Source organism: Paraburkholderia phymatum (assembly GCF_038900715.1).
Lineage (GTDB): Bacteria > Pseudomonadota > Gammaproteobacteria > Burkholderiales > Burkholderiaceae > Paraburkholderia > Paraburkholderia phymatum_A.
The window spans coordinates 20,731-47,280 of the sequence record NZ_JAYMRZ010000025.1 but is presented as its reverse complement, the minus strand read 5'-3'; the positions used below and the strand labels follow the sequence as shown (position 1 = coordinate 47,280).

At 61.7% G+C, this 26,550-nt stretch carries 24 protein-coding genes and 2 pseudogenes; 15 read left to right on the top strand and 11 right to left on the bottom strand.

Annotated features, from left to right (window positions below; translation table 11 throughout):
* Nucleotides 1–2 precede the first annotated feature (2 nt).
* Nucleotides 3–956: pseudogene (locus VSR68_RS33880) on the bottom strand (hypothetical protein); the annotation flags it as partial.
* Nucleotides 957–1,809: 853 nt separating this feature from the next.
* Here VSR68_RS33880 and VSR68_RS33875 point away from each other — a divergent pair.
* On the top strand, nucleotides 1,810–2,442 hold the full coding sequence (locus VSR68_RS33875) for a hypothetical protein (RefSeq protein ID WP_342943941.1): 633 nt from the start codon (nucleotides 1,810–1,812) through the stop codon (nucleotides 2,440–2,442).
* A 141-nt stretch (nucleotides 2,443–2,583) separates the two neighbouring features.
* Here VSR68_RS33875 and VSR68_RS33870 read toward each other — a convergent pair whose 3' ends face one another.
* Complete coding sequence (locus VSR68_RS33870) at nucleotides 2,584–2,853, bottom strand: hypothetical protein (protein WP_342943940.1); 270 nt, start codon at nucleotides 2,851–2,853, stop codon at nucleotides 2,584–2,586.
* Nucleotides 2,854–3,031: 178 nt separating this feature from the next.
* On the opposite strand from VSR68_RS33870, the gene VSR68_RS33865 reads away from it, so the two are divergent.
* The 9 genes from VSR68_RS33865 to VSR68_RS33825 all read left to right on the top strand — a co-directional run bounded on the left by VSR68_RS33865 (nucleotide 3,032) and on the right by VSR68_RS33825 (nucleotide 11,836).
* Nucleotides 3,032–3,838, top strand: coding sequence for a MipA/OmpV family protein (locus tag VSR68_RS33865; RefSeq protein WP_342943939.1), 807 nt, complete (start codon nucleotides 3,032–3,034; stop codon nucleotides 3,836–3,838).
* A gap of 29 nt (nucleotides 3,839–3,867) precedes the next feature.
* Nucleotides 3,868–4,548 carry a MarC family protein gene (locus tag VSR68_RS33860; RefSeq protein ID WP_342943938.1) on the top strand — a complete coding sequence of 227 codons (681 nt, stop codon included), beginning with the start codon at nucleotides 3,868–3,870 and terminating at the stop codon, nucleotides 4,546–4,548.
* Between the two features lie 106 nt (nucleotides 4,549–4,654).
* A complete protein-coding gene (locus tag VSR68_RS33855; RefSeq protein WP_342943937.1) occupies nucleotides 4,655–5,059 on the top strand; it encodes a hypothetical protein in 405 nt (134 codons plus the stop codon).
* 301 nt (nucleotides 5,060–5,360) lie between these two features.
* Nucleotides 5,361–6,464, top strand: coding sequence for an AI-2E family transporter (locus VSR68_RS33850; RefSeq protein ID WP_342943936.1), 1,104 nt, complete (start codon nucleotides 5,361–5,363; stop codon nucleotides 6,462–6,464).
* A 22-nt stretch (nucleotides 6,465–6,486) separates the two neighbouring features.
* The gene (locus VSR68_RS33845) at nucleotides 6,487–8,067 is read left to right on the top strand and encodes a TolC family protein (RefSeq protein ID WP_342943935.1); all 1,581 of its coding nucleotides are present in this window, start codon (nucleotides 6,487–6,489) and stop codon (nucleotides 8,065–8,067) included.
* Entirely contained in the window at nucleotides 8,064–9,209 is a 1,146-nt protein-coding gene (locus VSR68_RS33840; protein WP_342943934.1) for an HlyD family secretion protein, read from the top strand. The genes VSR68_RS33845 and VSR68_RS33840 overlap by 4 nt, the downstream gene beginning before the upstream one ends.
* Nucleotides 9,210–9,217: 8 nt before the next feature.
* Nucleotides 9,218–10,231 carry a DUF2955 domain-containing protein gene (locus VSR68_RS33835; RefSeq protein ID WP_342943933.1) on the top strand — a complete coding sequence of 338 codons (1,014 nt, stop codon included), beginning with the start codon at nucleotides 9,218–9,220 and terminating at the stop codon, nucleotides 10,229–10,231.
* A gap of 101 nt (nucleotides 10,232–10,332) precedes the next feature.
* Nucleotides 10,333–10,713, top strand: coding sequence for a potassium channel family protein (locus VSR68_RS33830; protein WP_342943932.1), 381 nt, complete (start codon nucleotides 10,333–10,335; stop codon nucleotides 10,711–10,713).
* Nucleotides 10,714–10,891: 178 nt separating this feature from the next.
* The gene (locus VSR68_RS33825; protein ID WP_428983652.1) at nucleotides 10,892–11,836 is read left to right on the top strand and encodes a hypothetical protein; all 945 of its coding nucleotides are present in this window, start codon (nucleotides 10,892–10,894) and stop codon (nucleotides 11,834–11,836) included.
* A gap of 55 nt (nucleotides 11,837–11,891) precedes the next feature.
* On the opposite strand, the gene VSR68_RS33820 is transcribed toward VSR68_RS33825, so the two are convergent.
* A complete protein-coding gene (locus tag VSR68_RS33820) occupies nucleotides 11,892–13,631 on the bottom strand; it encodes a SulP family inorganic anion transporter (protein WP_342943930.1) in 1,740 nt (579 codons plus the stop codon).
* 352 nt (nucleotides 13,632–13,983) lie between these two features.
* Here VSR68_RS33820 and VSR68_RS33815 point away from each other — a divergent pair, with 352 nt between their 5' ends.
* The gene (locus tag VSR68_RS33815; RefSeq protein WP_342943929.1) at nucleotides 13,984–14,571 is read left to right on the top strand and encodes a hypothetical protein; all 588 of its coding nucleotides are present in this window, start codon (nucleotides 13,984–13,986) and stop codon (nucleotides 14,569–14,571) included.
* 120 nt (nucleotides 14,572–14,691) lie between these two features.
* Complete coding sequence (locus VSR68_RS33810; RefSeq protein WP_342943928.1) at nucleotides 14,692–15,066, top strand: hypothetical protein; 375 nt, start codon at nucleotides 14,692–14,694, stop codon at nucleotides 15,064–15,066.
* 155 nt (nucleotides 15,067–15,221) lie between these two features.
* On the opposite strand, the gene pstS is transcribed toward VSR68_RS33810, so the two are convergent.
* The 5 genes from pstS to VSR68_RS33785 all read right to left on the bottom strand — a co-directional run bounded on the left by pstS (nucleotide 15,222) and on the right by VSR68_RS33785 (nucleotide 20,151).
* Nucleotides 15,222–16,256 carry a phosphate ABC transporter substrate-binding protein PstS gene (gene pstS, locus VSR68_RS33805; RefSeq protein WP_342943927.1) on the bottom strand — a complete coding sequence of 345 codons (1,035 nt, stop codon included), beginning with the start codon at nucleotides 16,254–16,256 and terminating at the stop codon, nucleotides 15,222–15,224.
* A gap of 71 nt (nucleotides 16,257–16,327) precedes the next feature.
* A complete protein-coding gene (locus VSR68_RS33800) occupies nucleotides 16,328–17,020 on the bottom strand; it encodes a CBS domain-containing protein (RefSeq protein ID WP_342943926.1) in 693 nt (230 codons plus the stop codon).
* 387 nt (nucleotides 17,021–17,407) lie between these two features.
* Nucleotides 17,408–17,671 (bottom strand): DUF4148 domain-containing protein, encoded by a 264-nt coding sequence (locus tag VSR68_RS33795; RefSeq protein ID WP_342943925.1) that lies wholly within the window; start codon nucleotides 17,669–17,671, stop codon nucleotides 17,408–17,410.
* Between the two features lie 163 nt (nucleotides 17,672–17,834).
* Nucleotides 17,835–18,500, bottom strand: a complete 666-nt coding sequence (locus VSR68_RS33790) for a response regulator transcription factor (RefSeq protein ID WP_342943924.1) — start codon at nucleotides 18,498–18,500, stop codon at nucleotides 17,835–17,837.
* Entirely contained in the window at nucleotides 18,481–20,151 is a 1,671-nt protein-coding gene (locus VSR68_RS33785) for an MASE1 domain-containing protein (protein ID WP_342943923.1), read from the bottom strand. The genes VSR68_RS33790 and VSR68_RS33785 overlap by 20 nt, the downstream gene beginning before the upstream one ends.
* Nucleotides 20,152–20,904: 753 nt before the next feature.
* On the opposite strand from VSR68_RS33785, the gene VSR68_RS33780 reads away from it, so the two are divergent.
* Nucleotides 20,905–21,108 carry a hypothetical protein gene (locus VSR68_RS33780; protein ID WP_342943922.1) on the top strand — a complete coding sequence of 68 codons (204 nt, stop codon included), beginning with the start codon at nucleotides 20,905–20,907 and terminating at the stop codon, nucleotides 21,106–21,108.
* A gap of 102 nt (nucleotides 21,109–21,210) precedes the next feature.
* Here VSR68_RS33780 and VSR68_RS33775 read toward each other — a convergent pair.
* The 3 genes and pseudogenes from VSR68_RS33775 to VSR68_RS33765 all read right to left on the bottom strand — a co-directional run.
* Nucleotides 21,211–21,465 (bottom strand): annotated as a pseudogene (locus tag VSR68_RS33775) (alpha/beta hydrolase fold domain-containing protein); the annotation flags it as partial.
* A gap of 34 nt (nucleotides 21,466–21,499) precedes the next feature.
* Nucleotides 21,500–22,117, bottom strand: coding sequence for a dihydrofolate reductase family protein (locus tag VSR68_RS33770; protein ID WP_342943921.1), 618 nt, complete (start codon nucleotides 22,115–22,117; stop codon nucleotides 21,500–21,502).
* Nucleotides 22,118–22,228: 111 nt separating this feature from the next.
* On the bottom strand, nucleotides 22,229–22,537 hold the full coding sequence (locus VSR68_RS33765) for a DUF4148 domain-containing protein (RefSeq protein WP_342943920.1): 309 nt from the start codon (nucleotides 22,535–22,537) through the stop codon (nucleotides 22,229–22,231).
* Nucleotides 22,538–23,114: 577 nt separating this feature from the next.
* Between VSR68_RS33765 and VSR68_RS33760 the strand changes: the two genes are divergently transcribed.
* Together VSR68_RS33760 and VSR68_RS33755 are read left to right on the top strand one after the other, a co-directional pair.
* Nucleotides 23,115–24,653, top strand: coding sequence for a TonB family protein (locus tag VSR68_RS33760; RefSeq protein WP_342943919.1), 1,539 nt, complete (start codon nucleotides 23,115–23,117; stop codon nucleotides 24,651–24,653).
* 409 nt (nucleotides 24,654–25,062) lie between these two features.
* Nucleotides 25,063–26,448, top strand: a complete 1,386-nt coding sequence (locus VSR68_RS33755) for an FAD-binding oxidoreductase (RefSeq protein ID WP_342943918.1) — start codon at nucleotides 25,063–25,065, stop codon at nucleotides 26,446–26,448.
* The last annotated feature ends 102 nt before the right edge of the window (nucleotides 26,449–26,550 follow it).

The window sequence follows — 26,550 nt, the reverse complement described above, 5'->3', positions numbered from 1 at the left end:
CGTCAGGTATCGGGGTGTCCCGCGATGAAGCTGGTGAATGCGTCATACGGCTGACTCAATATGGTGCCGTCGATCATCAGGCCATACGTCGAGTCTCCGCTATCGAGTTCGTAGTACATCACCGACTGGATGTTTTCCGTCTTTCTGGCCGCGAAGTAGTTCGCAAACTGCGCACTGATATAGCTCGCCCGATATGCCTCTGACTTTTCGGGCCCCGTGTTCCACTCGGTGAGCAGGAACGGCACACCGTAGCGCGACTTGCAGTACGCGGGCAGGTCGAATCCCGGACCTGACCCATCGGAACCGATATTGAAGATGTTCCCGTAGACCTCGAAGTTGTGCCACGTCGTCATGTCCCATCGCACTGTCGGATGACCGCCTGTTCCGTCCGGCTGCATGCCGTCCCACAAAGCATCCGATGCGCCGATGTCGGCGACGCAGAAATTGATGCCGCAACTCGCGCCGGGCTGCACCGACTTCACGCCCTGGATCATTCCCCGCATGATGCCGCGCATGATCGGCCAGTTGGTGTTGTTGAAATCGACGGCTTTCGTGCCGGCATTGGTGGCATCGAGAATGATGTCGCCTGCCCGCGTCAACTCATTGCCGCACTCGTACATCGTCACGCCATAAGGCGCAAGCGTGCTGGCGACGGTTGCCGCGCAGGACTGCCCACGGTCGTACGCGATCGATTCGCTCGCGAACATTCTGCGGTTGCTGTCGTAAATGCTGAGATCGATGAGCACGAACAAGGTCAGTCCCGCCGACTGGAATGCCTGAGCGAGTTTCGCGACGGCGTTCAGTTGCGTCGGGTCGTCCGTGCAGCCGAGCCGATATGTCGAGCAGCCCAGGCTCTTCATGATCGAGACGACCTGGGCAGGCGTGTAACGATAGTCGTAATGTCCGTTGATACCGTAAAACGTGCCCGCAGTCGCAGCATTGACGACGCGCGGATTATTGGTGACGGCGCTCGGGCCGGAACCGCTGCCCCCGCATCCGCTAAGAACATAGCTGCCGCCGAGCGCCGTCAGGCAGCCGAGAATCTGGCGTCTTTTGATCATGTGAGTTTTCCGCTGCCGAGTACCGGAAACAAACCGTGGAGGTGCTGGAGGGCAACGACACACGAGCCGCCCTTGCGGGGAGTCGTATTTACCAGTAATTCATGCCATTGCCGCATCTGCCGGTCAATTTTTCGGCAAGAATATGACGGAATAGAAGACGCGTTATAGGGAAAGCGAAATAGGAAAACCGCCAGGGAATCTGCTAAACCGCATCTGGCAGGTAATCGTGACCGAATACGGTGAACGAAGTGGCGAACGCCGATAAAAGCGCTCAGGCCTTGGTGAGCGAATCGGACTGTTCCGGCGTGACGCTTCGAACCACGGCAACGCGACCATGTCGTCGGTCCGCATCGTCGTAATCCGTCCGCGCGGATATGCCGCAACGCAAGATGGGCAAAGAAGCTCCGGCCTCGCGAGCGCATCGCTCGACTACTTCGCGCAATACAGGGCGCGCTCAAGGTTCCCGTCGACTGGTTGCCTGGTCCTGATGGTATTGGACCAAGGTCCAATATCCGCTCGCGCACGCCCGGCCTATTCTTGACTTCGCGTATGTTTCTTCGGAGATTCGCATGACGACGTCAAAGAATCTGCTGCTAGCCATGATCCGTGCGGCGCTCGCCTGGCCGTACGCTTCGACTATGACCCGATTTCGGGCGATGTTGCCGGCAGAGTGTTCCGTTCAGGGCCCATTGCACACAGCCCGTATGCCGGGCAGGGGAAACACGGGCCGCGCACGGCGAAGCCGGCCATGAAACGGGTGCCCGACTGGGACATCCTCCAGACTCGCGAAACGATCAGGCACGCTGCCTATGAGCTCGCTCGCAGCGGAGTTTGCGACGGATGGCAGGACGTATGGCGTGCGCTTCGCGCGCGCTTCACCGTCGATCAACTGACGACGATCTTCGAAAACCCGCTCTGCCGACTCGATGTCGATCAGCGTTGCTATCGCGCGCGCAATCCCGGCAAGCACGACAGCGGGCTAACTGCCTGTTCGCCTTTGATCAGGCGAGACATGTGTGAAAAGAGCGGGACATTGATTCCCCACGCTGTGGATCGTCAGCCCCAGAGGACGGAACGGCTGGCTGGGCAAATCAAGTCATTGCTGGCGGATGGCGGCGAGCGCACCGCGATGCAGATTGCGCAGCAACTGGGCACGAGCCGCAACGAGGTGCTCGTCGCTGTGCGCGCGATGTTGGCCGATGGCGCGTTGCAGGTAACGCGCCACGTTTCCGCGAGTCATCGCGGGCGGGGGGCACGTGTGTTCGCGTGCGCCGGTACGGCCGCGAGGAAGAAACATGAAGAACGCGGGTTGTACGCGCCGTGGCCGCAGGCGGATCCGGTGGTGACGACAGCCATCGATGCCATTGCGCGTCACAGGTGACGATGCTTCCTGTCGCCTGCTAACGAGGGACCAAAAAGGGGAAACCAAAAAAGGCGAGGGCGGGCCTTGACCAGGATTGCGCGTGTGCCTGGTCGTCGGTCCGTTTTGATGAAAGCTGTCCGTGTTATCGCGGCTCGCTGCTCAGTACTTGATATCGCGGGCGACCTGACGTCCATGTTGCTTTGTCTGTCGCTTGTCCTGCCGGCATTGCGCATTGTTCTTCTGATCGGCGGCGCGGCATTCCTGCTTCGTATGGCGGGCCCCCTGACGGGTTTCCTGCCGAACGTCCCGGCCCGCACGACGTTGTTGCGCCTGCTCGGTCGCAGCGGAATGAACGGAAGACATCGCCAGGACTATCGCAGCGATCGCAACGGTGAACCCACGAGTGAACTCACGATTCCAGGTGAACATGATGCGCCCTCCAGTATCCCGATGGATTGCAGCGATAGAAGAGTACGGCTGGAGTATGGCTCCGGCAGACGACGAGTCAAGTAAAAACGGCGGCATTTCCGCACTCGCTTGCCGTGCGTGGAAGGACGCCAATGAAGTTGCTGAAGCATAGGTCATTGCCATCGAGGAGAAGCGTCTAATGGCAAAGCCGTTGAGACATATCGTTGCAGTGGCAGCGAGTACGCTCTCGCAGAGCGTGCTCGCCAGTCCCGTCGATCTGTCGAATGCGTTGCCGAACTTCTTCGGCGCGGGCGTCGGCTCGACCACGGAGTACGCGGGCGGAAACAATCGCATCGTCGGGGCGGTTCCCGGCATGCGCTACGTGACGAGCGGCGGCCATCTCTTCGAATGGTATGGCACCTATGCGCAATACAACTTCGGCAGCCTGACAGGCTTCCAATGGGGGCCGGCGCTTGCGCTGCGACTCGGCCGCAACGATGTCGACGATCCCGTTGTCGCCCAGGTACACAACGTGGACACGACGCTCGAAGGCGGCGGGTTCGTCGGCTATGAGTACAGTCATGTCGGCGACGTGCCGTATCGTCTGCGCGGCGAGATCACGGTGGTGACGAACGCCGGCGTCGTCTACTCGGGCGCGCGCGTGTCGTTGAACACCAGCGCGTGGTTTCCGGTGCACGCGCGGATATTCATCGGCGGCGGACTCGGCGCCACTTGGGTAAGCGGCGGCTTCAATGAAACGTATTACGGCGTGACCGCGCAGGATGCGGCGAAGAGCGGACTTCCGGCCTATACGCCGGGTGGCGGCCTGAACCAGATCACCAGCTGGGTCGCCGCGATCTATCAGATCAGCCCGAGCTGGTATGCGGGAGCGATGGTGTACTACCAGCGCCTGATGGACGACGCTGCCAACAGCCCCATCGTCACGCAGCGAGGAACACGCAACCAGATCACGTACGGCGTCGGGATCGCGTACGCCTTCCGTTGATCCGACTTTCGCGAAGGCCTGGAGGCAGAATGCTGAATCAGTTTGCCGAGACCTTTCTTCTCGTCGTCGCGGGTCTCTTTCCCGTCATCAATCCGCCGGCGGCGGGATTCATCGTCCTTAGCCTGGTCCCGCAAGCGACGCCGGCTGAGCGAGCCTATCTTGCCAAAAGCATCTCGATCAACAGTCTGGTCATCCTGTTTCTGTCGCTCTCGATTGGCGCGTATGTGTTGTCCTTCTTCGGCATATCGCTGCCGGCGTTGCGGGTGGCCGGCGGAATGGTGATTGCGTTTGCCGGATGGAATCTGCTGCACGCGCCTACGGACGCGGATCGCGAGCCCGAACAGAAGACCGCGTCCGACGCGACGCGCGAGGCCTCGTTGCGCGCGAGGGCTTTTTATCCGTTGACGCTTCCGATCACCGTCGGCCCAGGATCGATCGCCGTCGCGATTGCACTCGGCACAGGCAGGCCGCGGGGAGGCGTCTCGTTGATTCACCTCGCCGGTGTGCTGATGGCCTTGGCCGTTCTATGGTGCAGCATCTACTTGTGCATCCGGTTCACCGCGAACATCGAGAAGCTGCTTGGACCAGTCGGCACTCAAGTCGCCGAGCGGCTCTTCGCGTTCGTACTCTTTTGCATCGGAATTCAGATCTTGTGGCTGGGCATTGATGACCTGCTCGAATCGGTGCCCCTGTGGGTGCGCCTCAAATGAAATATGGATCGTGGTAGTGCGTCGTGAACTAATCTCTGCTATATGCGCTTCACGCATCGCGACGAACATGCAATGCACTGAGCGGCGGCAGAACGAGGAGGTTTTTATGTCGTTACGGAAACTCGAGTTCCTGCTGTCGACGCATTGCGTGCGCGTGATGCTAGCGGCGTTGTTATTGGCTGGCACGGCGGCTGCGGAAGCGAGCAACCTCAATTTCCTCAAGGACACGCCGTTGTCATACGTTAAAAAGCGCGACATGGACTCGATCAAAAGCGCGCTGGTCGAAGTGCTCAACACGAAGAGCGACGGCGAGACCACTCGATGGATCAACGAAGGCACGGGAAATAGCGTAACGATCGATGCGGCGATGACACCGGAGAGCACAAGCCACGAAGGCGAAAAGACGTGCCGTCGTGTTTCCGTCGTCCTGTCCGCGAAAGGGCAGTCGATGCTTCTCCACCCTGACTTTTGCGGTACGGGCAAAACGGATTGGACATTGCAGCAGCGTTGAATTTTTGGGTCCGTCAAATAACATGAGTAAGCGTGAGCACATTTGCGCGCTTGAATTCGGTCGGAATCGCGACGGCCGCTTGACGTTGCGAGAAGCAACAGGGACGAAACTGATTCGTTAAAACGGCGGCTGCGCGGCAAGTACTTTGAGCGCATGCCAGTAGACGGCACGTCGGGACGGCCTGGTCCGTCCTGACGAACTTCTGCCGGCAGGTCGCGCACTCGATAGCGTCCTGTCCCAGGCAGGCCCTGGGTCGCCAGGGCAGCGACAACTGTTTGCGCATCCTGTTAGGAGACACGTGATGATGCTCACGCCGATTACCCAACGGACGTTATCGAGAGACTTGCTCGACGTCCTGATTCGCGCCGGACTGATCGCTGTTCTGGCCGTCTTCTGTTTCCGGATCTTCGTCCCGTTCCTCAACCTGATGGTTTGGGCTTTGATTCTCGCGATCACGCTGTATCCGCTTCAGGTAAAACTTCGCGGTCCGCTTGGCGGCAAGGACGGCCTGATTGCCACGCTGATCATTCTCGTCGCGTTTGCGGTCATTCTGGTGCCGACCTATCTGCTGGGCGTCGCGGTGGCCAATTCGATCGAGCGCTCGATAGCCGTTTTCAGGAGCGGCAATCTGCAGATTCCGCCGCCTGCCGAATCCATTGCCGCGTGGCCGATAGTGGGCCAGCGGGTGTACGACTTCTGGGCGCAGGCCTCGACCGACATGACCGGTCTTGCGCAAAAGTTTGCGCCGCAACTCAAGGAAGCGGGCCTCGCGCTGCTGGGCACGGTCACGGGGCTTGGCGCAGGGCTGCTCGTCTTCTTCTTCGCGCTGATCGTCGCGGGCATTTTCATGGCTCACGGCGAGAAGGGCTATGAAAGCTCAGTGCAGATCGCGTCGCGCATCTCGGGACCCGAAAACGGCCGGCAGATCGCCGATCTTTGCACGGCCACCATCCGGGCCGTGGCCCAGGGCGTGGTCGGGATCGCGTTTATCCAGATGCTGCTGATCGGCATCGCGTTCATCGTGATGGGCATCCCAGGCGCGGGTCTGCTCGCGCTCGCCGTGCTGCTGATCGGCATCATGCAGTTGCCCGCGACATTGATCACGATTCCCGTCATCGTCTTCGTGATCGTCACGGAAGGCGTGAGCACGGCGACGATCATCTTCTCCGTCTATGTTTTCGTCGCGGGTCTCGCCGACAACGTGCTCAAGCCATTGCTGCTTGGACGCGGTGTCGCGGTGCCGATGCCCGTCGTGCTGATCGGCGCGCTCGGCGGCATGGTGACGGGCGGGGTGATCGGTCTGTTCATCGGTCCCGTGATGCTCGCCGTGGCCTACCAGTTGTTCTGGCGTTGGGTGAGAGAGCAGCCGGAACGCGAGCCGTGGCAAAAGCCGAAGCAGCCCTGAAAGATGCTGCGGAGATGGCGCCATGTTGCCTTCGATTCGCCGATACGGGCCGCTGCCGCCGCAACGGCCGGGCGGCTTCATCGTGTGCGTCGCGTGCCTTGCCGGGTTTCTGACGGGCTGCATGCGCGTGGGCCCCGACTTTCATCCGCAACGTGAGGCATGGAGCGAACACTGGAGCAGCGCGTCGATCGAACAGGTCACGCAGCAGGCGGCGCAGCCCGACGTGCGGCAGTGGTGGCAGGTATTCGGCGACGCGAATCTCGAGCATCTGATCGCCGAAGCCGATGCCGGCAATGGCGATCTGAAGATCGCGGGCCTGCGCGTACTCGAAGCGCGCGCCCAGCTCGGCATCGCGCTCGCGGGGCGCTACCCGCAGGTGCAACAGGCGAGCGCCGACGTCCTTGCGTCGGCGCGCAAGCGCTCGGATGGATTCAATTCCCGCTCGGGCGTCTATTTGCAGTACGGCGCGGGCTTCACGCTCGGATGGGAGCTTGATTTCTGGGGGCGTTTCGCCCGCGCGATCGAGTCGGCCGACGCCGCGTTCTTCGCCGCGCAGGCCAACCGCGATGCAGCACTGGTGCTGTTGCACGCGCAGGTCGCCGATACCTATTTCGTGCTGCGCACGGCCGAGGCGCGTCTGCGCATTGCGCGCGAAAACGCCCAGTTGCAAAAGCGCAGCTACGAGATCACACAGAAGCTCTTCAAGGCCGGCGAGACGGATGAACTGGATCTCCAGCAGGCGAGGACGCAGTATCTCGGCACGCTGAGCAGCATCCCCGATCTCGAAAGCCAGATCGTGCTCGCGCGTCACGCGCTGTCGGTGCTGATGGGGCGGCCACCGGGCCCGCTTCCCGAGCTGGATGTGCAGTCCGGAAAAGAAGGCGTGGTGCCGCTCGTGGATCGCGCCGTACTCCAGGACGTTCCCGCCGATCTGCTGTTGCGCCGCCCGGACGTGCGTGCCGCCGAGTATCAGATGGCAGCGCAGTCGGCACTCATCGGCGTGGCCAAGGCCGATCTCTATCCGTCCGTTTCGTTGCTGGGCTCGCTCGTCTGGAGCGCGAGTTCGCTGACCGGCTCGCCGAACACGCTGGCCTTTGCCGCCGGTCCGAGCGTGACGTGGAACGTATTCGATCATGGAAGGATCACGAACAACGTGCGCGTGCAGGATGCCCGGCTGCAGCAGTTGACGGTCGCCTACCAGAACACCGTGCGCGAGGCGGCGCGCGAGGCCGACGATGCCGCCACCGCGCTGATCGCCGCGTTGCAGCGGGACTCGATCCTGAACGACGCGCAGACGGCCGCGCGGCGCTCGCTCACGCTCGCCAACACGGTCTACCGCGAAGGGTATTCGGACTTCCAGCGCGTGCTCGATGCGCAGCGCGCGCTCTTCGCGCAGCAGGACGCGTACATCGTCAACCGCAGCAATGCGGTAGGCAGTCTGGTCGCGCTATACAAGGCGCTCGGCGGCGGCTGGACCAGCCAGCAGCCGCTCGTCGATGCCGCGACGCGCGAGCAGATGCAGCAACGCACCGACTGGGGCGACATGCTGAACGAAACGGCCGCGCCAGTGGCCACCGCACCATCCGAAGGTACGTCGCCATGAGCGAAACGACCGAGACCTCCCGATCGACGACGGCGCCGTCGCCGTCCCCGGGCCCGCCGCCAGCGCCCCCCGCCGATCCGTCGCGCAGGGCGGTGAAGTGGATCGTCGCGCTGATCGTGGCGAGCATGATCTGGTATCTGCTCGCGGACCGCTTTACGCCGTACACGCAGCAGGCGCGCGTGCAGGCATTTGTCGTCCCTGTCGCCGCAGAAGTATCGGGGCGGGTGACGCGCGTGTTCGTCCACGACAACCAGGAGGTCAACGCGGGCGACGTGCTCTTCGAAATCGATGGCGAGCAGTACCGCATCGCAGCCGATCGCGCGCGGGCCGACCTCGAAACCACACGACGCCAGGTCGGGGCGAGCACGGCCGGCATCGATTCGGCGCTCGCGTCGCTGCGCGCAGCGATTGCAAACGAGGTCAAGGCGCGGCAGGACAGCGAGCGGCTCGAAAGGCTGTATCGCGAGGACGAAGGTACGGTCTCGCTACGGCGCCTGGAAGTGGCGCGAGCGACGCATGAGCAGGCACAGAGCCAGGTTGCGGCGGCGCGCGCCGAAGTCGAACGCGCACGCGAGCAGCAGGGTGGCGAAGAGGCGGGGAACGCGCAGTTGCGCAGCGCCGCCGCCGCACTCGAAAAAAGCGAACTCGATCTGGCCAACACGCGCATCAAGGCGCGCACGGGAGGCGTCATCACCGATCTCAGCACCGAGGTCGGACAGTTCGCGTCGGCAGGCAAGCCGGTGATGACGTTGATCGCGATTCGCGATGTGTGGATCAGCGCGGAGATGACCGAGAACAACCTGGGTCATCTGAAGCCGGGCACGCCCGTCGCGATCGCGCTGGACGCACTGCCGGGCGAAGTCTTCGAAGGCCGGGTCCGCAGTATCGGCTATGGCGTGAGCGTGGGTCAGGATACGCCGCCCGGTTCCCTGCCCACCGTGCAGAACAGCCGCGACTGGTTGCGTCCCGCTCAACGCTTTCCCGTGATCGTCGAGTTCGATCGCGACGAGCGCGCGCGTCTGCACGACATTCGCGTGGGCGGGCAGGCCGAGGTCATGGCGTTTCCCAGTCAGGGCAATCCGCTCAATCCGCTGGGCCGCGTGTTTCTGCGTGTGATGAGCTGGATCTCCTACCTCTACTGATGGCGGCTATGGAAAACAGGCTCCTGCTTCCCGGTCGACGCGCGCTCCGCCTGGCTATCGGAACGGCGCTGTGTCTCGCGCTCAGTTTCGCGCTGGACCTGTCGATTCCCGTCGTCGCGCCGGTGTTTGCCGTCTATCTGCTTGCGACGCGAAACCGGCCACTGCCGTTGAAGGCGGGCGTGCTTCTCGCGCTCGTCGTGGCGCTGACCACGGGCAGCGGCCTTCTCCTCGTTCCGTTGCTTCGTCACTATGCGTTCGCCGGCGTGGCGCTCATTGGCCTCATGCTCTTCCTCGCCTTTCGATACGGGCTGCGCGGCGGCAACAATCTCGTCGCGACGTTTCTGGTGGCCGGACTGACGATGATCTCCGCAGCAGGCACGGCTGACTTCGAACTGGCCATGACCGTCGTCGGTGCATTGGTGAAGGGGCTCCTGCTCGCCGTGCTGATATCCGCGCTGATGCACGGGCTTATTCCCGAACCCGCGAGCGCGCGGCCGCAGCCTGCCGCGCGCGCCATGCCCGACGATCAGGCCGCGTACATCGCGCTTCGCGCCGCGCTCGTGGTGATGCCCGCGTATCTGCTCGCCATGACCGACCCGGCGAGCTACATGCCGATCATCATGAAGTCCGTCAGCCTCGGAAGACAAAGCTGCACGACGACGGCCCGCAGCGCGGCACGCGATCTGATCGGCTCGACGCTGCTCGGCGGCGTGCTCGCCATCGGGTTCTGGTTTTCACTCAGGCTCTTTGTGCATCTGTGGATGTTCTTCCTGTGGATGCTGCTTTTCGGCCTGCTGGTGGGACGCAAGCTCTACGCCCTTAGCCAGACGCGCTACTCGCCGGGTTTCTGGTTGAACAGTCTTGTCACGATGATCATTCTGCTGGGGCAATCGGTGCAGGACAGCGTCGCGGGCAAGGACGTGTACACGGCGTTCGCGGTGCGCATGGCGCTCTTTCTGGCGGTAACGATTTACGCGTGTTTCATGCTTCTGCTTTTCGAGCAACGCCGCCAGGCGGGATGAGGCGGTACGCAGTCGTGTGCCAGCCAGCCGAACCTGGTCGGGTGGCTATCGACAAGATGACTGGCCGGCAGCGGCCCATCGTGTTCTGAGAGGAGCCTGCAATGGGAAATGCGACAACGGATACCATCGTCCGCCTGCGTGCTCGTGAGATTCTGCGAGAAATCGGCAGGACCCTCTGGTATCTCCGCACGATTCTGGCTGGCCTTCTCGTCCTGTTCGTTTTGCTGACGCTCGCCATGTACCACTGGGGCGGCCCTGTGGAGACGTTGAACCGCACACCGTCGCCGATGGATGAAACCGTGTACTTCTGCGCGATTACGGCGCTGACGGTCGGATATGGCGATGTGGTGCCCACTTCGACGTTTGGTCGGATCGATGCCGCATTGCTCGGGCTGATCGGCGTGGTGTTCACGGGGCTGATCGTTGCGGCGGCCGTCCGCGGCGTGCAGGAAGCCGCGCGCCTGGCGGGCGCGGAGGATTAGCCGGATAGAAAGCGGGAATGGTCGGCGGGAAGTTGCAGGGAGCAATCAGACGCAGCAAATCGACGGAGCACATATGCAGGCGCACACCAACAGATGGGCGTGCGGTCAACTCGACGGTCCGCGAGCTCGCATGAAAACCGGCGCTGTCCGGTGGAAACGGTCGCGTTGCGCGCGATGGATGGTGGGCGCGTATCTGCTGATCGCGCTGTTTTCCTCGCAGTCACATGCCCAGGGGATATCGAATCAACTGTCGAACCGCACGGTGATAGGCGGTAACGTGAAGCAGCATGCCGACGCCGTGCTCGCCGTCATGACGTACACGACAGTGCCCGATGTCACCACCAGTTCGCTCTCGATCAATAGCGGTGCGACGGGCAACCCGGGTTTTGGCCAGACGCAGTTAGGCGGCGGGTTCACGATCAGCAAGTCCTTTCCGTTGTACATGGAGGGCACGCTCGCCTACAGCCGCTACGACCCGACGTTCGTCGCCTCGGATGGCTCCGAGCAGCGTGCGGTGCCGACAAAATGGAACACCTTCAGCGGCACGGTGGGCCTCGGTTGGGATTTCCGGATCACCGATGAACTCGTGTTCCGTCCCATCCTGAACGGTACGATCGGACGCGTGTCGAGCGATCTGAAGGTCGGGCAGTCGATCTTCAACCACGTCACGGACAGCAACCTCCAGTTTCTCGAGAACGGATCGCTGGATGCATACGGCTATGGCGGCTCGCTGATGCTCGATTACGAGCACTATCGCGAGAACTACGAAATCGATGCTGAACTGCGAGCGACCGATATCTATCTGCGCAGCTTCGGTGGTTCCGACGCCGTCCAGGGTTCAGCGATGGCGCAGCAACTGAGCCTGTGGACGCGCTGGCGCGCGCCGACCGGCTGGCATGCGCTGGACCGGCCAGTCCGCTACGTGCTGGAGCTTGCGTACTCTCACTACTTCGGCGACAGCGCCGGCGTGCTGGGCTTCAACGATCTGACGTCGCTGGGCGTCGGACTGGAACTCGACAGCAGCAAATATCCGATCGTCATCACTCGCACGCGCGCGCTCGTCAGATACGTGTTCGGACACAATGTGCACGGCGTGTCGTTCGGGCTGGCGGTGAGCTTCTGATTTTCCCCGCAAACGTCGGCCGTTCGTTATGCAGATGCCGGCGATCGGTCGTCGATCATGGCCGCTGTCCATCGGTTCCGACGTAGGCATCCACTGCGCTGCCGACGGTAGGATGGAAGTGCTCGTCGTCGAGAATGTCGAGCAGTTCGAAACGTCTGAGCTTGTCGCGCACGGGATCTTTCATTTCCGCGAAGTGCAATGCGATTCCGCGCTCGCCGAGCATTCGCGTCAGCGCGCGCAACATGTCGGCAGAGGTCACGTCGACACTGGTCACGGGTTCGGCGGCCACGACGACTCTGCGCACGGGCGTCGGTGATCCGTCTACCGCTTCGAGCAGGCGTTCCTGAAAGAGCTCTGCATTCGCGAAGAACAACGGTGCATCCCAGCGGAACAGCATCAGTCCCGGAATCTGCGTGGCCTGCGGATAGCGCTTGATGTCATGGTAGCCGCGCAAATCCTCCACGCGGCCGAGAACGGCGAAATGAGGCCGCCATCCGTCCCATAGGAATTCGATGACCGCGATCACCACCGCGATGCAGATGCCGGGAATCGCGCCGAAAACGGCAACTCCTGCAAAGCAGACGACGGACAGCCAGAACTCCCATTGCTGAATGCGATAGATGCGCTTGAGGTCTGCAAATTCGAAGAGTCCGAGGGCTGCGGCAATGACGACGGCGGCCAGCGCGCTATTGGGCAGATAGCGCATCAGATTCGGCGCCACCATCAGAAGAAACGCCACCGCCACCGCGCCGACAACGCCCGTCAACTGCGTTTTGGCACCCGCCGCTTCCGCCACGGGCGTTCGCGACGAGCTGCTGCTGATCGGGAAACCCTGAAAGAACCCGGCTGCCAGATTGGCTGCCCCGAGTCCCACCATTTCCTGATTCGGATCGACGCGCGTGTGAAATCGCGCCGCGAAGGTGCGCGACAGCACGCTCGTATCCGCGAACGAGATCAGCGCGACCGCGCAGCCGCCAAGCAATATCCTGACGAGATCGGCATCGCTTGCCCACGGCAGCGCAAATGACGGCAGGCCTTGCGGAATCTTGCCGAGCACTTTCACGCCGGCGCTGTCGAGGTCGAATACGATGACGCTCAGCGTCGCCAGCACGACCGCGATCAGAATGCCCGGAACCTTCTCGAAGCGCTTGAGCGCGAGGATCAGCACAAGGCTTCCCGCGCCCACGGCGAAGCTGTACCAGTTGGCTTTGCCCGCGGCGATCGCGTTGCCGAGCGTCAGGAGGTCGCGCAGCGGGCCTTGATCGTCGAAGGAAATGGCAAAGAGCTTCGGCAACTGGCTGATCAGGACGGTCAACGCAATGCCGTTCATATAGCCGTATCGAATCGGCTTGGACAACAGTTCCGTGATGAAGCCGAGTCGCAACAGGCCCATCACGATACAGAACAGGCCGGAGACGACCGCCATCATGCTGGCCACCGCGATCGCGCGCGACGGATCGCTGCCCGCGACCGATATCACGACGGCAAGAATCGGTGCGGCAAGTGCGGAGTCCGGACCCAGGACGAGGATTCTGCTGGGTCCCCAAATGGCATACGCAAGCAACGGAACGATCGTCGCGTAGAGGCCGTAGACGCCCGGCACGCCGGACGCCTCGGCATAAGCAATGCCGACGGGCACCAGCATGGTGGTCAATACGAGCCCGGCGGTCAGATCGCTAGGCAGCCAGCTCGCCTGATACTGCTTCAGCGTCGTCAGGCCCGGCAGCCAGCGCAACCATCCAGGCGCTCTGGCCGCAACCTGCCCGGCCTCAGGAAGGGGATGATCGGATTGCATGTGTCGATGCTCGTGATCGAAAGAGCGACTAACCGGATAGCGGACGCAATGCCGTTTCAAAAGAAGAATAGTCCAGTCACGCCGACGGCAATAAATAAGTCGCGCGGCCTGTCCAGGAAGAATGCGCGCTCCGGACGTCCTCAGTCCATAAGACCAAAGTCCAATACCGTCGAACAGAGGCAGCGCCTAGACTGAATGCGCGCACACTGACCACGAAGCGTCGAGCGTCTGTGCGCACATGAGCCATGCTGGATTCTTCAATTCAATCGCCATTGACCGTTGTCCGCACTCGTCCTCCGGCAGAACCTGTTCCGGGACGGCGGACGACTGGTTGATCGCCGGGAGCGCAGAAATGAAAGCGAGTCACGTTTTTCTTGCGATGGCCGTCGTGATGACGGCGTGCCCGGCACTTGCCCAACCGCAAACCTCAGTGGACATCACGAAAGGGGCGGGAAGCGCGACGGTCGTCGGAACGTCGAAGGTGACGGCCACGGTCGTCGCAATCGAGCCGGCGACGCGGACGGTTACGCTCAAGGACAGGAAAGGCAAGGTGATCCAGCTGGAGGTCGGAGAAGAGGCGCGCAATTTCGATCAGCTAAAGGTCGGAGATATCGTCACGACCGAATACAGGGAAGCGATGTCGCTGAGCCTTTCGAAAACCAACGGTCCGCGTTCGGCGACGCAACGGCTGATTGAAGAGCGCGCGGCTCCCGGAGCCAAGCCAGGCGGCACGGTTGGCCGGGAGATCACCGTGATGGCGGATGTCGTCGCGGTCGATACGAAGGCGAAGACGGTCACGTTGAAGGGGCCGCAGGGCAATCTGGTCGACGTGCACGTCGAGGACCCGGAGCAGATGAAGAACGTCCGCAAGGGTGATCAGGTGGAGATCGTCTACACGGAAGCCGTCGCGATCACGGTCACGCCCGGTGCCACGCAGTAAAAGCGGCGCGGAACATCACATATGAAGCGCGAACGCCGACAGCCAACCGTGCATCGATCCAGGTGAACAGCGATGATTCTTCGCGGAACAAGCCGCCTTCGCGCAGGCACGAAGAAGGTTATGCGCGGCAAGCCAGGACCCGGCGGCGTCATCTTCAGGTGCCTGTTGCTGACGGGCGTTGTCGGCTCGCTGCTGTCCCTGACGGGATGTCCGTACTATGCGGTGCCTCCCGGCACCGTCATCACCACGCCGGCCAGTTTTGACCGCTCTTTCGCCGCCGCAGCGGGCGCAATGAACGACGAGGCTGTGTCGATTACCGTACAGGACCCTGCGAGCGGCACGATCGTCGGCGTATTCAACGGTGCTACTGTGACCTCGACCGTACGACAGCAAGCCGATGGAAGTGTCGTCGTGCAGTTCAATGCGAAGGACGCGCGCGACCCTTCACTGCTCGATCGCATCTCGCGCAGCTATGACAGGCGGATGGGACGGTGAGTGCATCGTCGGGCGGACACAGCCCCGAACTGTCCCATGCAATCGGACAATGCACACGTTACGGATTCGTCTGCTGCGTGCAGTGCCCGATATCGCTTCATGACCTCATCTGAAGGACGCCCGACGCGCGGCGCGTTCACGTCAGCGGTTCCGGATCATTGGCCCGCGAGCCGCTTGCCCGCGACGGTTTCACCCGCATTCACAGGCCATTGCGCGCGGATTTTCGTCAGGACCAACTCCGGAAGCGGTATGTAGTCCAGCGTATTGACCGTCTGTCCCCCGTGGTTGAACGCCCAGTCGAAGAACTTCAACGTTGCGCCGTCGCCTGGCTTGTCCGCCGTTTGACGAAGCAACACGTAGGTGGCCCCCATCACCGGCCACGCATCCTTGCCCGGCTGGTTCGTCAGCAACAGATAGAGCGAACCGGACCAGTCGGCGCTTGCCACCGCTGCCTTGAACGTCGCGACGCCGGGCTGAACGACGTTGCCCGCAGCGTTGGTCATGGCCGTGTACGTCAAGTGGTTTTGCTTCGTGAAGTCCCACGCGACATAGCCTATCGCGCCAGGCAGATACCCGACGTAAGTGGCAACGCCTTCGTTTCCATTGCCGCCGATGCCGAGCGGCCAGCGCACGCTCGTGCCTTCGCCGACCCTGCGCTTCCATTCCGGGCTGACTTGCGCAAGATAGTGCGTCCAGATGAGCGTCGTGCCTGAGCCGTCCTGACGACGCACGACGGCAATCGGGTAGTTGGGCATCTTGATCTTCGGGTTCAACCGCGCGATAGCGGGGTCATCCCAATACAGGATCTTGCCGAGAAAGATATCGGCGAGTACCTGCCCCGTCAGGATGACCTCGCCCGCTTTGAGACCGGGCAGGTTGACGACGGGCACCACGCCGCCGATCGCCGTTGGAAATTGCCGCAATCCGTTCTTGGCCAGTTGATCGTCGGTGAGCGGCGCATCCGATCCGGCGAAGTCGACTTCGTGGGCGATGACCTGCTTGAGTCCATTCGACGAGCCCGTGCTGCGATAGATCACCTTGCTTCCGCCCGACTTCTGATAGTCGCTGGCCCACCTGGTATAGAGAGGCGCGGCGAACGTGCTGCCGGCCCCCGTAATGTCGGCGGAATAGGCTGCGGCTGCAAAAAGGCAGCAAAGCAGACTGGCCGTCAAGGTGCGCAATGTTCTCATGAATGGTCTCCGGTTCGATCTTGTCGCTGGACTTGCTCCAGGCGATGTTGTTTGGCGCGCGCGGACAACGGCTAAAGCGTCGGAATCACGCTCGGAAACTCCAGGTGGTATTCCACTCGCTTGACGCCGGGCACGCACTCGGCCGCGATGTGAATCGCGCGCTTTTCCTCTTCGGATTCGATGACGCCCCACAGGTGCGCGACGCCGTCCTTGACGAGCACGCCCTGTTTCGGCAGCCTCCAGCGCTGGCCGTGCATCGCCAGAACGATCGCGTCGCGCAGGCTCGCATCGTCGTGCGAAATAGCGTCGACGGCCGGCACGACGCTCGCCAGTGCGCGAATAAGATTCGAACGGCTCACGATTCCGACCAGCTTGCCGTCCTTGAGCACGGGCACGCGGCTAAGGTGCCGGTGCTCCATGAGGTCCGCAATCTGGACGAGCGGCATGTCCTCGGAAATCGAAATCACCTGATTGCGCATCACGTCGCCGACGACGTGACCGTGCTCCTTCACGTACCTCGCGGCCTGCTCGCGCGGCGACGACAACAAAAATTCGAGCCACCACTGACGCTTTCCGTGGCCCGTGCCGTTCTCCACACGATGCAACAGGTCTTCCTGGCTGACGATGCCGATGACCTTTCCGTTCTCGTCGACGACGGGCATGCCGCTGATATGGTTGTCGACGAACAGTCTTGCAGCGTCGTGGATCGTCATGTCTGGTGTAGCGGTAACGACGGGCGTAGTCATGATGTCGAGTGCGCGCATGATTGTTCCTTCAGCGTGTCGCGTCGGGTCCTCTTCTTCTGCACCCGTCGCATGGTTCCGGCAGACGCACCGGCAGCGGATCGCTCGGTGCTGAGGCGCCTGGGTTCAATGAGCCGATGTGATATCCGGTTGGGGACTGCCTGTTGTGAAAGCCGCGCTGTGAAGGGAAATCTTCGTACTGTTAGTCCGATGCGACCGTGAAGCGTCGAGCGTCATCGCACCATTGCAGAACGATCAACGCGGATATCGATTTCAGTCTGGCTGCGTGTCGGTTGCGTGTTGGCTGCGTGTCGGCCGCGTGCGGTTGCGCATCCGGGCGTCACCATATATGTCGAGCAGCGCCCGGGAGTCGCCGGCTCCAGACGGGCGCCGCGCAGTTCTTAGCCGTCAGTTTCCACCGTAGTACTCGTTGATCCGATTTAGCGACCCATCCTTCTCGGCTCGGATCAGTTCCTGATAGACCTGGGCGCGCGTCTTGCCGACGCTCGCTCCGCTGGTGGTCGCACCTGCCGTCGTTCCGCCGACGGAGTCGGTTGCCATCGCGGCATTGCTTTCGGAACCCGTACTCGAAGTACTCGCCGCATCGGCGGCATAGACCTGCATCGCAGACAGTGACAATGCTGCGACGGGAATCAAAATCATGGCTTTCATCGCATTCTCCAGCATGGTGCATTGACATTGCCGACGCAGTACGCCGGCATCGTCGACTGTATTCGCTGGTCACATGCGCATGAATAAGGACCCGGTCCTAAAAGAGGATCGGGGATTGCCCTATTCGGCGGGCTGGCTTCGTTCTATTCGCTTCTATTAGCTTCTATTGGCTCTCGATCCACTGAATGGCGAAGCGCATCAGTTCCTTGCCACTTCGGATATTCAGCTTTTCCTTGATATTGGCCTGGTGCGCCTCGATGGTCTTCACGCTCCGGTTAAGCTTCTCTGCAATTTCGCGGGTGCTGAAGCCGAGGCCGATCAGGTGCAGTACTTCGAATTCCCGTTCCGAAAGACTCGCAATTCGGCCCTCCGGCTTTTTATGGGGCGCTGTAAGGGCTCTCGCCAGCTTCTCGTGCATGGCGGCGCTCAAGTAGACATTGCCTGCCAGCACTTCGCGGATCGCGCTCATGACGTGCTCTGTGGCTTCGAGCTTCATCAGATATCCGTTTGCCCCGGACCGCAGCGCGCGTTCGGCAAAGAGGCTTTCGTCATGCATGCTGAGCACGAGAATGATCAGATCCGGATAGCGATGACGAAGCGTCTTGACGAGTTCCAGGCCGGAGTCCGATTGCAGGCTGATGTCCACAATGGCCATGTCGGGCCGGCAGTCCATCGCCGCGAGAGCCTGTACTGCGCTGCCGGCTGCGCAGCAGACGTGGAGATCTTCTTGCAGATTCAACAGATGTGTCATCCCTTCGCGGATGATGGGGTGGTCATCCACGATCAGGATCTGGGTCGTATGGCCTGGGCTAGCGGATTTCTCGTGCATGGCCAGAACCCTCCGGCAGCGGATAGCTGATGGCGACCGTGGTGCCGCCCAGACCATTGCGCGTCACGGTGCAGGAGCCGCCCAGCAGGCTCGCGCGGTGACGCAGGTTGTGCAGTCCCAGTCCTGACGCACGCTCCATGTCTTCCTGGCCGATGCCTACGCCGTCGTCGCTGATCGAAAGCGTTTGCAGACCGCCCGCGCGCTCCAGGTCGATCCAGATGCGGTGGCCGTGGCAATACTTCAGCGCGTTGTTGACTGCTTCCTGCGCGGCACGGTAAAGGTTGATCTGCATGAGCGGATCGAGCAGGTCCACGTCCGGCGCGATCCGCAGCGTGCAATCGACGCCGTTGAGCGTGTGAGTCGTGTCCGCCAGCCCATGCAGTGCGGCCGCAAGGCCACCATATTCCATCGCGACCGGGTCCAGGCCGTGGGCGATCCTGCGGGTCGTCAAGGACGCCTGCTTCACCAGGCCGACGACGGTAGCGGCATCGGCGGCGGCGGGGTGGCCTTGCGTCTGCAGCTTCTGATTCAACGCGGTGCAGTACAGGCCCAGGCTGGTCAGCTGTTGCCCGAGTCCATCATGCAGATCGCGGCCGATGAGCCTCTGCTGCTGATCGCCGATCTGGATCAGTTCTCCTTCCAGCAGACGTCGCCGCGCCATCTCCTCCTTCAGTTCATTGTTTGCCTTCTCGAGGTCTTCCGTTCGCTCCTGGACGCGTCGTTCCAGTTCGATATGAGCTTCCTGCAGCAGGCGATAGACGCGCTGCTCCTGAGCGCGTGCCGCCACCAGCAGCAGTCCCGTTACGGCCACGACGTTCGCGAAGGTGCACCACCTCACGAGGCTGTCGACTGGAGACGCGGCGGCGAACGGACCCGTGCCGTGCGTGGTGCCCCAGATGGCCACGACAGAGACCATCAGGGTCGCGATGCTGGCGCCGAGGTGCTGAAAGCGCAGAGCCGCCCAGATGATGAACGGAAAGATCGCGAGAGCCGCAGGGTAGTAGCCAAGCCCCGCAAGTTGCGGAGCGCCGAAGACGAGATAGCTGACCCAGAAAGTCGCGATGGTCAGTGCGCACGCCTCGATGGCATGCTCGGCGGAGCGGACAGGGTTCGAGTACGTGAGGATGCTGAATAGCGGCGGCGCCACGACCAGGACCCCCATCATGTCACCGAGCCACCATTTCAGAAAGGCCGTAACGTACTGGGTGGCGGGCACCAGGCCCCCTCCTAGCAGGGCGGTCGTGCCGACCAGTGCACTGACAGCCGTGCTCATCACGGCAGCGACGCAGATGAAGGCCAACACGTCATTGACGCGATCGAGGGTGATCTGGAATCGGGTCGCGCGGCTCAACACGATGGCCGCCGTCAAGGTGCCGACCATCGACCCGGTGCCGATCACCGCGGCCACTGCAACAGGCACGCCCCCGGATACATTGGCGAGGAATGAGCCAATGGCAATTCCCGGCGCAACTCTGAAGCCCAGCGCGAGCAGCGCAACAAGCGCGATACCGCTGGAAGGCCACACCAGTGAGATCGCGCCGCCCACGACCGCGTAGGCGAGACCTGTCTTTGCCCCCGCGTAATAGGCCAATGCAGCGATCCCGATGTGCAGGAAAAGCTTGAACCTGGAATTGCCCCGGATGGTATCCATTGTTCGCTTCTTCCTGAACCCGAAGTGCCCGAAGTGCCCGAAGTGCCAATAACGCACCGGCGCGCAGACCAAACGCAACACGAGGCTGCGACAACGAAACGTGCCTTTCGACTGATGTTTGAGACGTGTGCTCTTCGCGGGGATCGAAGGTGGGAAAGCCGTATGTCAGTCAGCGAGTCACCCGGCGCTGCTTCTTCCACATGAAGTCATGATTGTCGTAGTACCCACTGCGTTAATCAAATGCTACACAGCGCTCGTTGACCGGGATCGTGATGAACAACTAATGGCGCGGGGATTTCTCGAAGGTAGCAATCGGTTCGCCGGAATACGGTCGTAAGTGACGTGAAATGGTTCTTTCAGTACCCGAAACTTTTATACGGAATTAGCAAAGTACTTGAAAGAGGAAGAACGGAAGGGAAGCTTGATTATTTGATTTCTATTCAAGGCGACGCGTCGCGCCACTCGCCCGCGTCATCGTCTCAGTTAACAGTTCGTCAATTGCCGATTGGATTGTCAATGCGGTTGCTTGATTCGAAGACGTGTGTCTGAACGGTGCAGGTGTTGGCCCGGAGCGCAGCGGACGCGGTGCAGTGTCGGGCCGAATCCAACATCGCGACTCGTTCGCCAATCGCTCGCCGCGTGCAAACGCCGATAGCACGGCCAGACGCCACTCTGGCGAACAGAGTGGAGCGCATGCCATCCCCATTGGCGCGGTTGTTGCAAACAATCGCTGCGTCAATTCAGGAGATGGACATGCTCATCCTGCGGAACGTCGTCGCATCCTTCGCAACCCGTCGTTCGCTCGCCATCGTCGCCGCTATCTCCGTTGCGGTGATGTGCGCAACGGGTATCGCGGCGTTTGCCGGGCTTTTGCCCGCATCGGATCATGTCGCCGCGGCGATGACAGCGACACCGTTCGTCGACATGCAAGTCGGCGATGCGACTTCGACGAGATGACGTTGAAGGCGAAGTACGCGTCAGGGGATCGAGCCTTTCTCTCTTCATGATGCGACGGCCTGGGTTCGGTTTTGCGCGCCGAGCTTGGCTGCGAATGAGATATCAGCCTCTCTTCAAGAAGCACTTGCCGTCGCAAGCAGCTTTCTGTCGAGTGATTCCAACGTGCCTTCCGAAGTAGCGATGCGTCGGCGCATCGGAGGCGAGCGCGTTGAGCAGACCGAAATCGTGGATCGTGCCGTTGTAGCGCGTCGTCGTGACTTCGATGCCCGCGGCGCCGAGCTTGCGTCCGTATGCTTCGCCTTCGTCGCGCAGCACGTCGAATTGCGCAACCTGAATCAACGCGGGCGGCAGACCTTGCTCAAGCGACTTTGCGCATCGCGTATCGATCGTCTTATTCGAACGCTCCTGTGCGCACCTCGCCGTCGCGCAAGTAGCGCGCAATCAGCACTCCGCCAGGCGTGCTGATCGAGCGCGCCAGAGTGAAGGCGGACGGCAGTGCGTCATCGCCGAACAAGCGTTTGCCGCGCCCAAGTATGACGGGGTAAATCACGAGCCGAAGCTCGTCCACGAGACCCGCTGCGAGCAGTTGACGCACCATGTCGCCGCTGCCGAACGTCAATAGATCGGCGCCGTCCTCACGTTGAAGCGCGCGTATCGCGTCCGCAAGGTCGCCCGTCAGTGAATGACTGTTCTGCCAGTCGAGGGTATCGGATCGATGCGTCGCGACGTGCTTCGGTACGCTGTTGAACAGGTCGGCGATGGCCCGGCTGCCCGAATCGGCCGGTACGTGTGGCCAATATGCCGCGAATATGTCGTAGGTGTTACGGCCCAGCAGCAAGTCGAACGGCTGCGAGAGCAGGTCCTGCAAGTTTCGGCTGATGGCTTCGTCGGCATAGGGAACGATCCAGCCACCAAGGCGGAAATCGTCGCTGGGATCTTCTCCCGGCCCGCCAGGGGCTTGAATCACGCCATCCAGACTGATGAAAGCGGAAACGACGAGCTTGCGCATAATGTTCTCCAGATCTATGGACGCGGTCGGTCCGTAGATACGACGAACGTTTCGCCTGTGAATCGACAAACAGCGCAGCAGCCTGCAAGCGGTGCCGTGCGTGCTTCGGCCTCACTCGGTTCGCGCCTGCTGGCAATCCTGCTGGTACCAACGATCCACCTGACGTTGCGCCGCCTGTAGATCATCCGGATAGTACGGATCAGACCACCTGAACGGGTCGTACCCAGCCGCCTCGAGCGCGGCGAGTTCACTCGTGTTGCGCTGGGATGTGAGGGGCGCGTGGTTTCTGAGAGCGGTGAGGTCGCGGCATTGCGCTGCGCTCAGATGTGGCGCGCCGTCCGGCGTTCCGCTTGTGACGCATCCAGCGAGCGAGAAGGCCAATGCGAGAAGCACTGGCCCGATCGTCGGCGAGTTCTTCATGCAACGCCTCCCTTCGATAACTCAGTGCAGAACGGGATCAATGCGGGCGCGGCGGCTCGTCGAAAACCTGTTGCGCCGCGCGGTTAGAACCATTTTACGTTTGCGGCCGTCGCGACATCACTGAACGACGCCAGTCTGGCAATTGAAACCGGATCGAAAAGCGAGCGAAGAAAAAAATCGCAATAGCCATTGAAACATTAACGCGTCGGGGATGTACTCGAGCGGTTGACTGGCGTGTTCCGTAACGGCCAGCGGAGCAATCAAACGTGCTTCTGCGCTAAGGTAAGAGCCCGCCTACTGGCGGCACACAGCCTGGCATTCGGTATGCTTGAGCTAAGTCGAACGCGCGAGATGCGTGCCGGTTCTTCTCGCCATCCTTAGCAGCAGTTGCGTTGCCGCCAGAAGGCGTTCGGTCGAACCGACGAAGCAGAAGCAGGAGTAGTCCGTGTTACTCCAAAAGCGCGTTCGCAGGGCTTTGCGGACTGGCGCGCTCGCCGTGGTCGTCGGTATTTCCTGTTCGCTACCTGCAGCGTTCGCTGCCGATATCGTTCGACCTCCGCCAGGAAAAACCGACGCTTTGCCAGTCGGATCAGCGGAAAGCGAGCCAGGCAGTTTTCCGGCAATCGTCGATCGTTATGGGCCTGCCGTAGTCAGCGTCAAAGCGCAGTCCAGGCAGACGCCACCGGCGGTCGAGGCCGTCGATCCCGCCGATCCACTCGTTGCGTTTTTCACCACTTCATCGCCAAAGATGCGGCCGACGACGGGCCATTTTCCGGGCGTGATGACGGGCGCTGGATCGGGTTTCATCGCGAGTGCCGATGGCCTCATCCTGACGACAGCGCATGTCGTCGATCACGCGCGCGACGTGACGGTTACGATGACCGACCATCGCGCATACAAGGCGAAAGTGCTTTCGGTCGATAGCGCAAGCGACGTGGCCATTCTCAAGATCGATGCAAAGAATCTGCCCGTCGTGAGGCTGGGCGATGCCTCGCACGTGCGCGTCGGCGAAGCGGTACTGGCGATCGGAACGACAGCTGCGGGCGACAACGTGGTAACAGAGGGCATCGTGAGCGCTGCGCCGACCACCCTTGCCGATGGCAAGCTGTTCGCGTTCTTCCAGACCGAGGTAGCGACGAATCCGGACAACTCCGGTGGTCCGCTGTTCAACCGGGCCGGCGAGGTCATCGGCATTGGCGTGCAGATGCATCCGGATGTCGATCGGAATACGGGAATGACGTTCGCGATTCCCGTCGGCGCCGCGAGCGCGCTGTTGAGGACATTGCAAAGCCGACAGGAACGTCCGATGGGACGGGGAGCCGATCGTCTGGGTCTGGACGTGCAGGATGTCAGTAGCGGCGTTGCCGCTGCGCTTGGCTTGCCTCAGCCGTCAGGGGTGCTGGTCAACGCGGTCAAGCCGGAATCCTCATCCGCAGCGGCTGGCATCTTGCCGGGGGACGTGATCGTCCGGATCGGCGAGGTCGCGATCGGCAATGCGGCCGCATTCTCCGAGGCTGTGGCAAAACTGCGCCTAGGGGTGCCTATCGCAGTACAACTGGTCCGCGCACGGCAACCGATGAGCGTTGCCATCACGATCCTCGACGCAGGGAATGCCGGAAGCCGGCAGGCGAATACAGGTGGCGTCGATGATCGTTTGGGGCAGGTGACGCATCCACTCGATAGCGCTGAGAAAAATAGCGTTGAAAAACGCGCGCGCGACATACATCGCGAACTGATGGCGAAAGACGTGCAAGCGCCCTCCGCTCAGCTCGACCAGTACCAGGTCGCCGTCGCGCAACGCATCGAGAAGAGCAACCCGTCGGACGTGCTGCACGACAATCCGCAGGCGATGCTGCGCTCGGTTGTGGTGCTTTCGTTCATCGTCGATCGCGACGGACGTGTAATCGAATCTTCGGTGTATCGGACGAATGGCGACGGCGACGCCGAGAGCATTGCGCTCGCAACGCTTCGTCGCTCTTCGCCATTGCCACAGCCGCCGGCGCAACTGCTCGACGGACGCGGGCAACTGGAACTCTTCGAGGACTGGCTGTTCAACGACAACCGCAAATTCCACATGCGTGAGCTCACGCCACCGCAGGCGCAGACGCTGAACTGACTCGCAGGATGAACGGCCGATATCCAATACCACCGCCACTGCCGCTGTATTAACGAAGCACTTCACCGTGCGTCGGATCAATGCGCGGAACCACACGCTGCACGCGCAACGAAAATCAATCCTATCCTGTCGCGAACCTTGATATACGGCTTACATTTTCCTAAAGTGAACTGGGCCGTATCGGCCAGAGTAACGCCCATCCTGAACCGCCCGATCCACCCAACATCAGTAATCGTCTGCACTGAAGCGCTGTAGAAGTCCGTCGACTGATCTGCGAGCGCCATCCGCTTTTCGAAAAGAAGCCGATGCAGTATCGGCGCGGGGATAGCGACGTCTTTGCGTAGCGTTTTACGTCGACAAAGTTCTACTGCGTGACGGGTAAATCAGCGAATCATTGAAGGAGAAAGAAATGATCAATTCTTCTGAAATTCGCCAATCCGGTTTTCAGGGTGAGGTCATTCAATCTGGAGATCCGGAATACGACAAGGCGCGTAGCGTGTTCAATGTCTCAATCGACCGGCGGCCTGTTCTGATCGCGCGCTGTGTCGACGCCGACGACGTGACAAGGATCGTGGCGCTCGCACGCAAGCACGACCTGCCGCTTGCCATACGCAGCACGGGTCACAACGTCGCCGGATATGCAGTCTGCGACGACGGCGTGGTGATCGATCTGTCGCTCATGAAGGCGATCACAGTCGATCCGTCGGCGCGTACCGTGCGCGTGGAAGCCGGTTGCAATTGGGCTGAAGTCAACGACGCACTTCAGTTGCACGGCCTCGCCGCAACGGGCGGCTTCGTGTCGATTACGGGCGTAAGCGGATTGACGCTGGGTGGCGGCCTCGGCTGGCTCGTCCGCAAGCATGGACTCGCGCTCGACAATTTGCTGGGCGCCGATGTGGTGCTCGCCGACGGTCGCAAGGTGAAAGCCAACAGCCGCGAGAATGAGGATCTCTTCTGGGCGATACGCGGCGGCGGGGGCAACTTCGGCGTGGTGACGTCGTTCGAATTTCAGGCGCACCCAGCGGGAACCGTGCTCGCCGGCATCGTGCTCCATCCCGCCAGCGCGGCGGCGAATGCGATCCGCAGATGGCGGGATCTCGAAGCGGAATCACCGGATGAATCGACGATAGGCGCGCTTCTGTTTCACATGCCGGACGATCCTTCGCTGCCTCCACCGATGCGCGGCGCCCCCGTCGCAGGTATCGGCGGCGTCTACGCCGGCCCGGTGGAAGAGGGCGAGAAAGTCTTGCAGCGCTTGCGCGAATACGGGCCACCCCTTGTCGACAAGTTCGCACCCACGCCATACAACGAAGCTCAGCGCATGGCGGACTTCCTGTGGCCGCCGGGCCTGCACAGCTACTGGAAATCGAGCTACCTGAAGGCACTTGACGACGCGGCCATCGACATCGTCGTCGATCGTTTTGCGCGTGTCCCGTCACGGCAGACCGTGATCGTGCTGGAGAACTACGGCAACAGTGCTTGGAGCCGCGTTCCCGAATCCGCGACCGCGTTCGGGCATCGCAACTGGCCTTGGAATATCGTGGTCACGTCTGCATGGTCCGATGCGAAGGATAGTGAACGGAACATCGCATGGACGCGCGAGTTGCTCGACGCGCTGCGCCCGTACGCGGCGCCCGGCGCATACGTGAACTATCTGGGCGGCGACGAAGGCCTTGACGGATTGCACGCAGCGTATGGGACCAAGCTCGGTCGGCTCGCGTCGATCAAGGCAAAGTACGATCCGACAAACGTGTTCCGGCTGAATCAGAACATCGCGCCCGCGCCGGGTGGGTGAATCAGTCTGCCGGCTATTCACGAACATCACCATCGGCCCGATCACGCCGCCGATCACGCTACGCGTTGCGTTGATCCGCGCGATGCCGGCAACTGCCGTGGA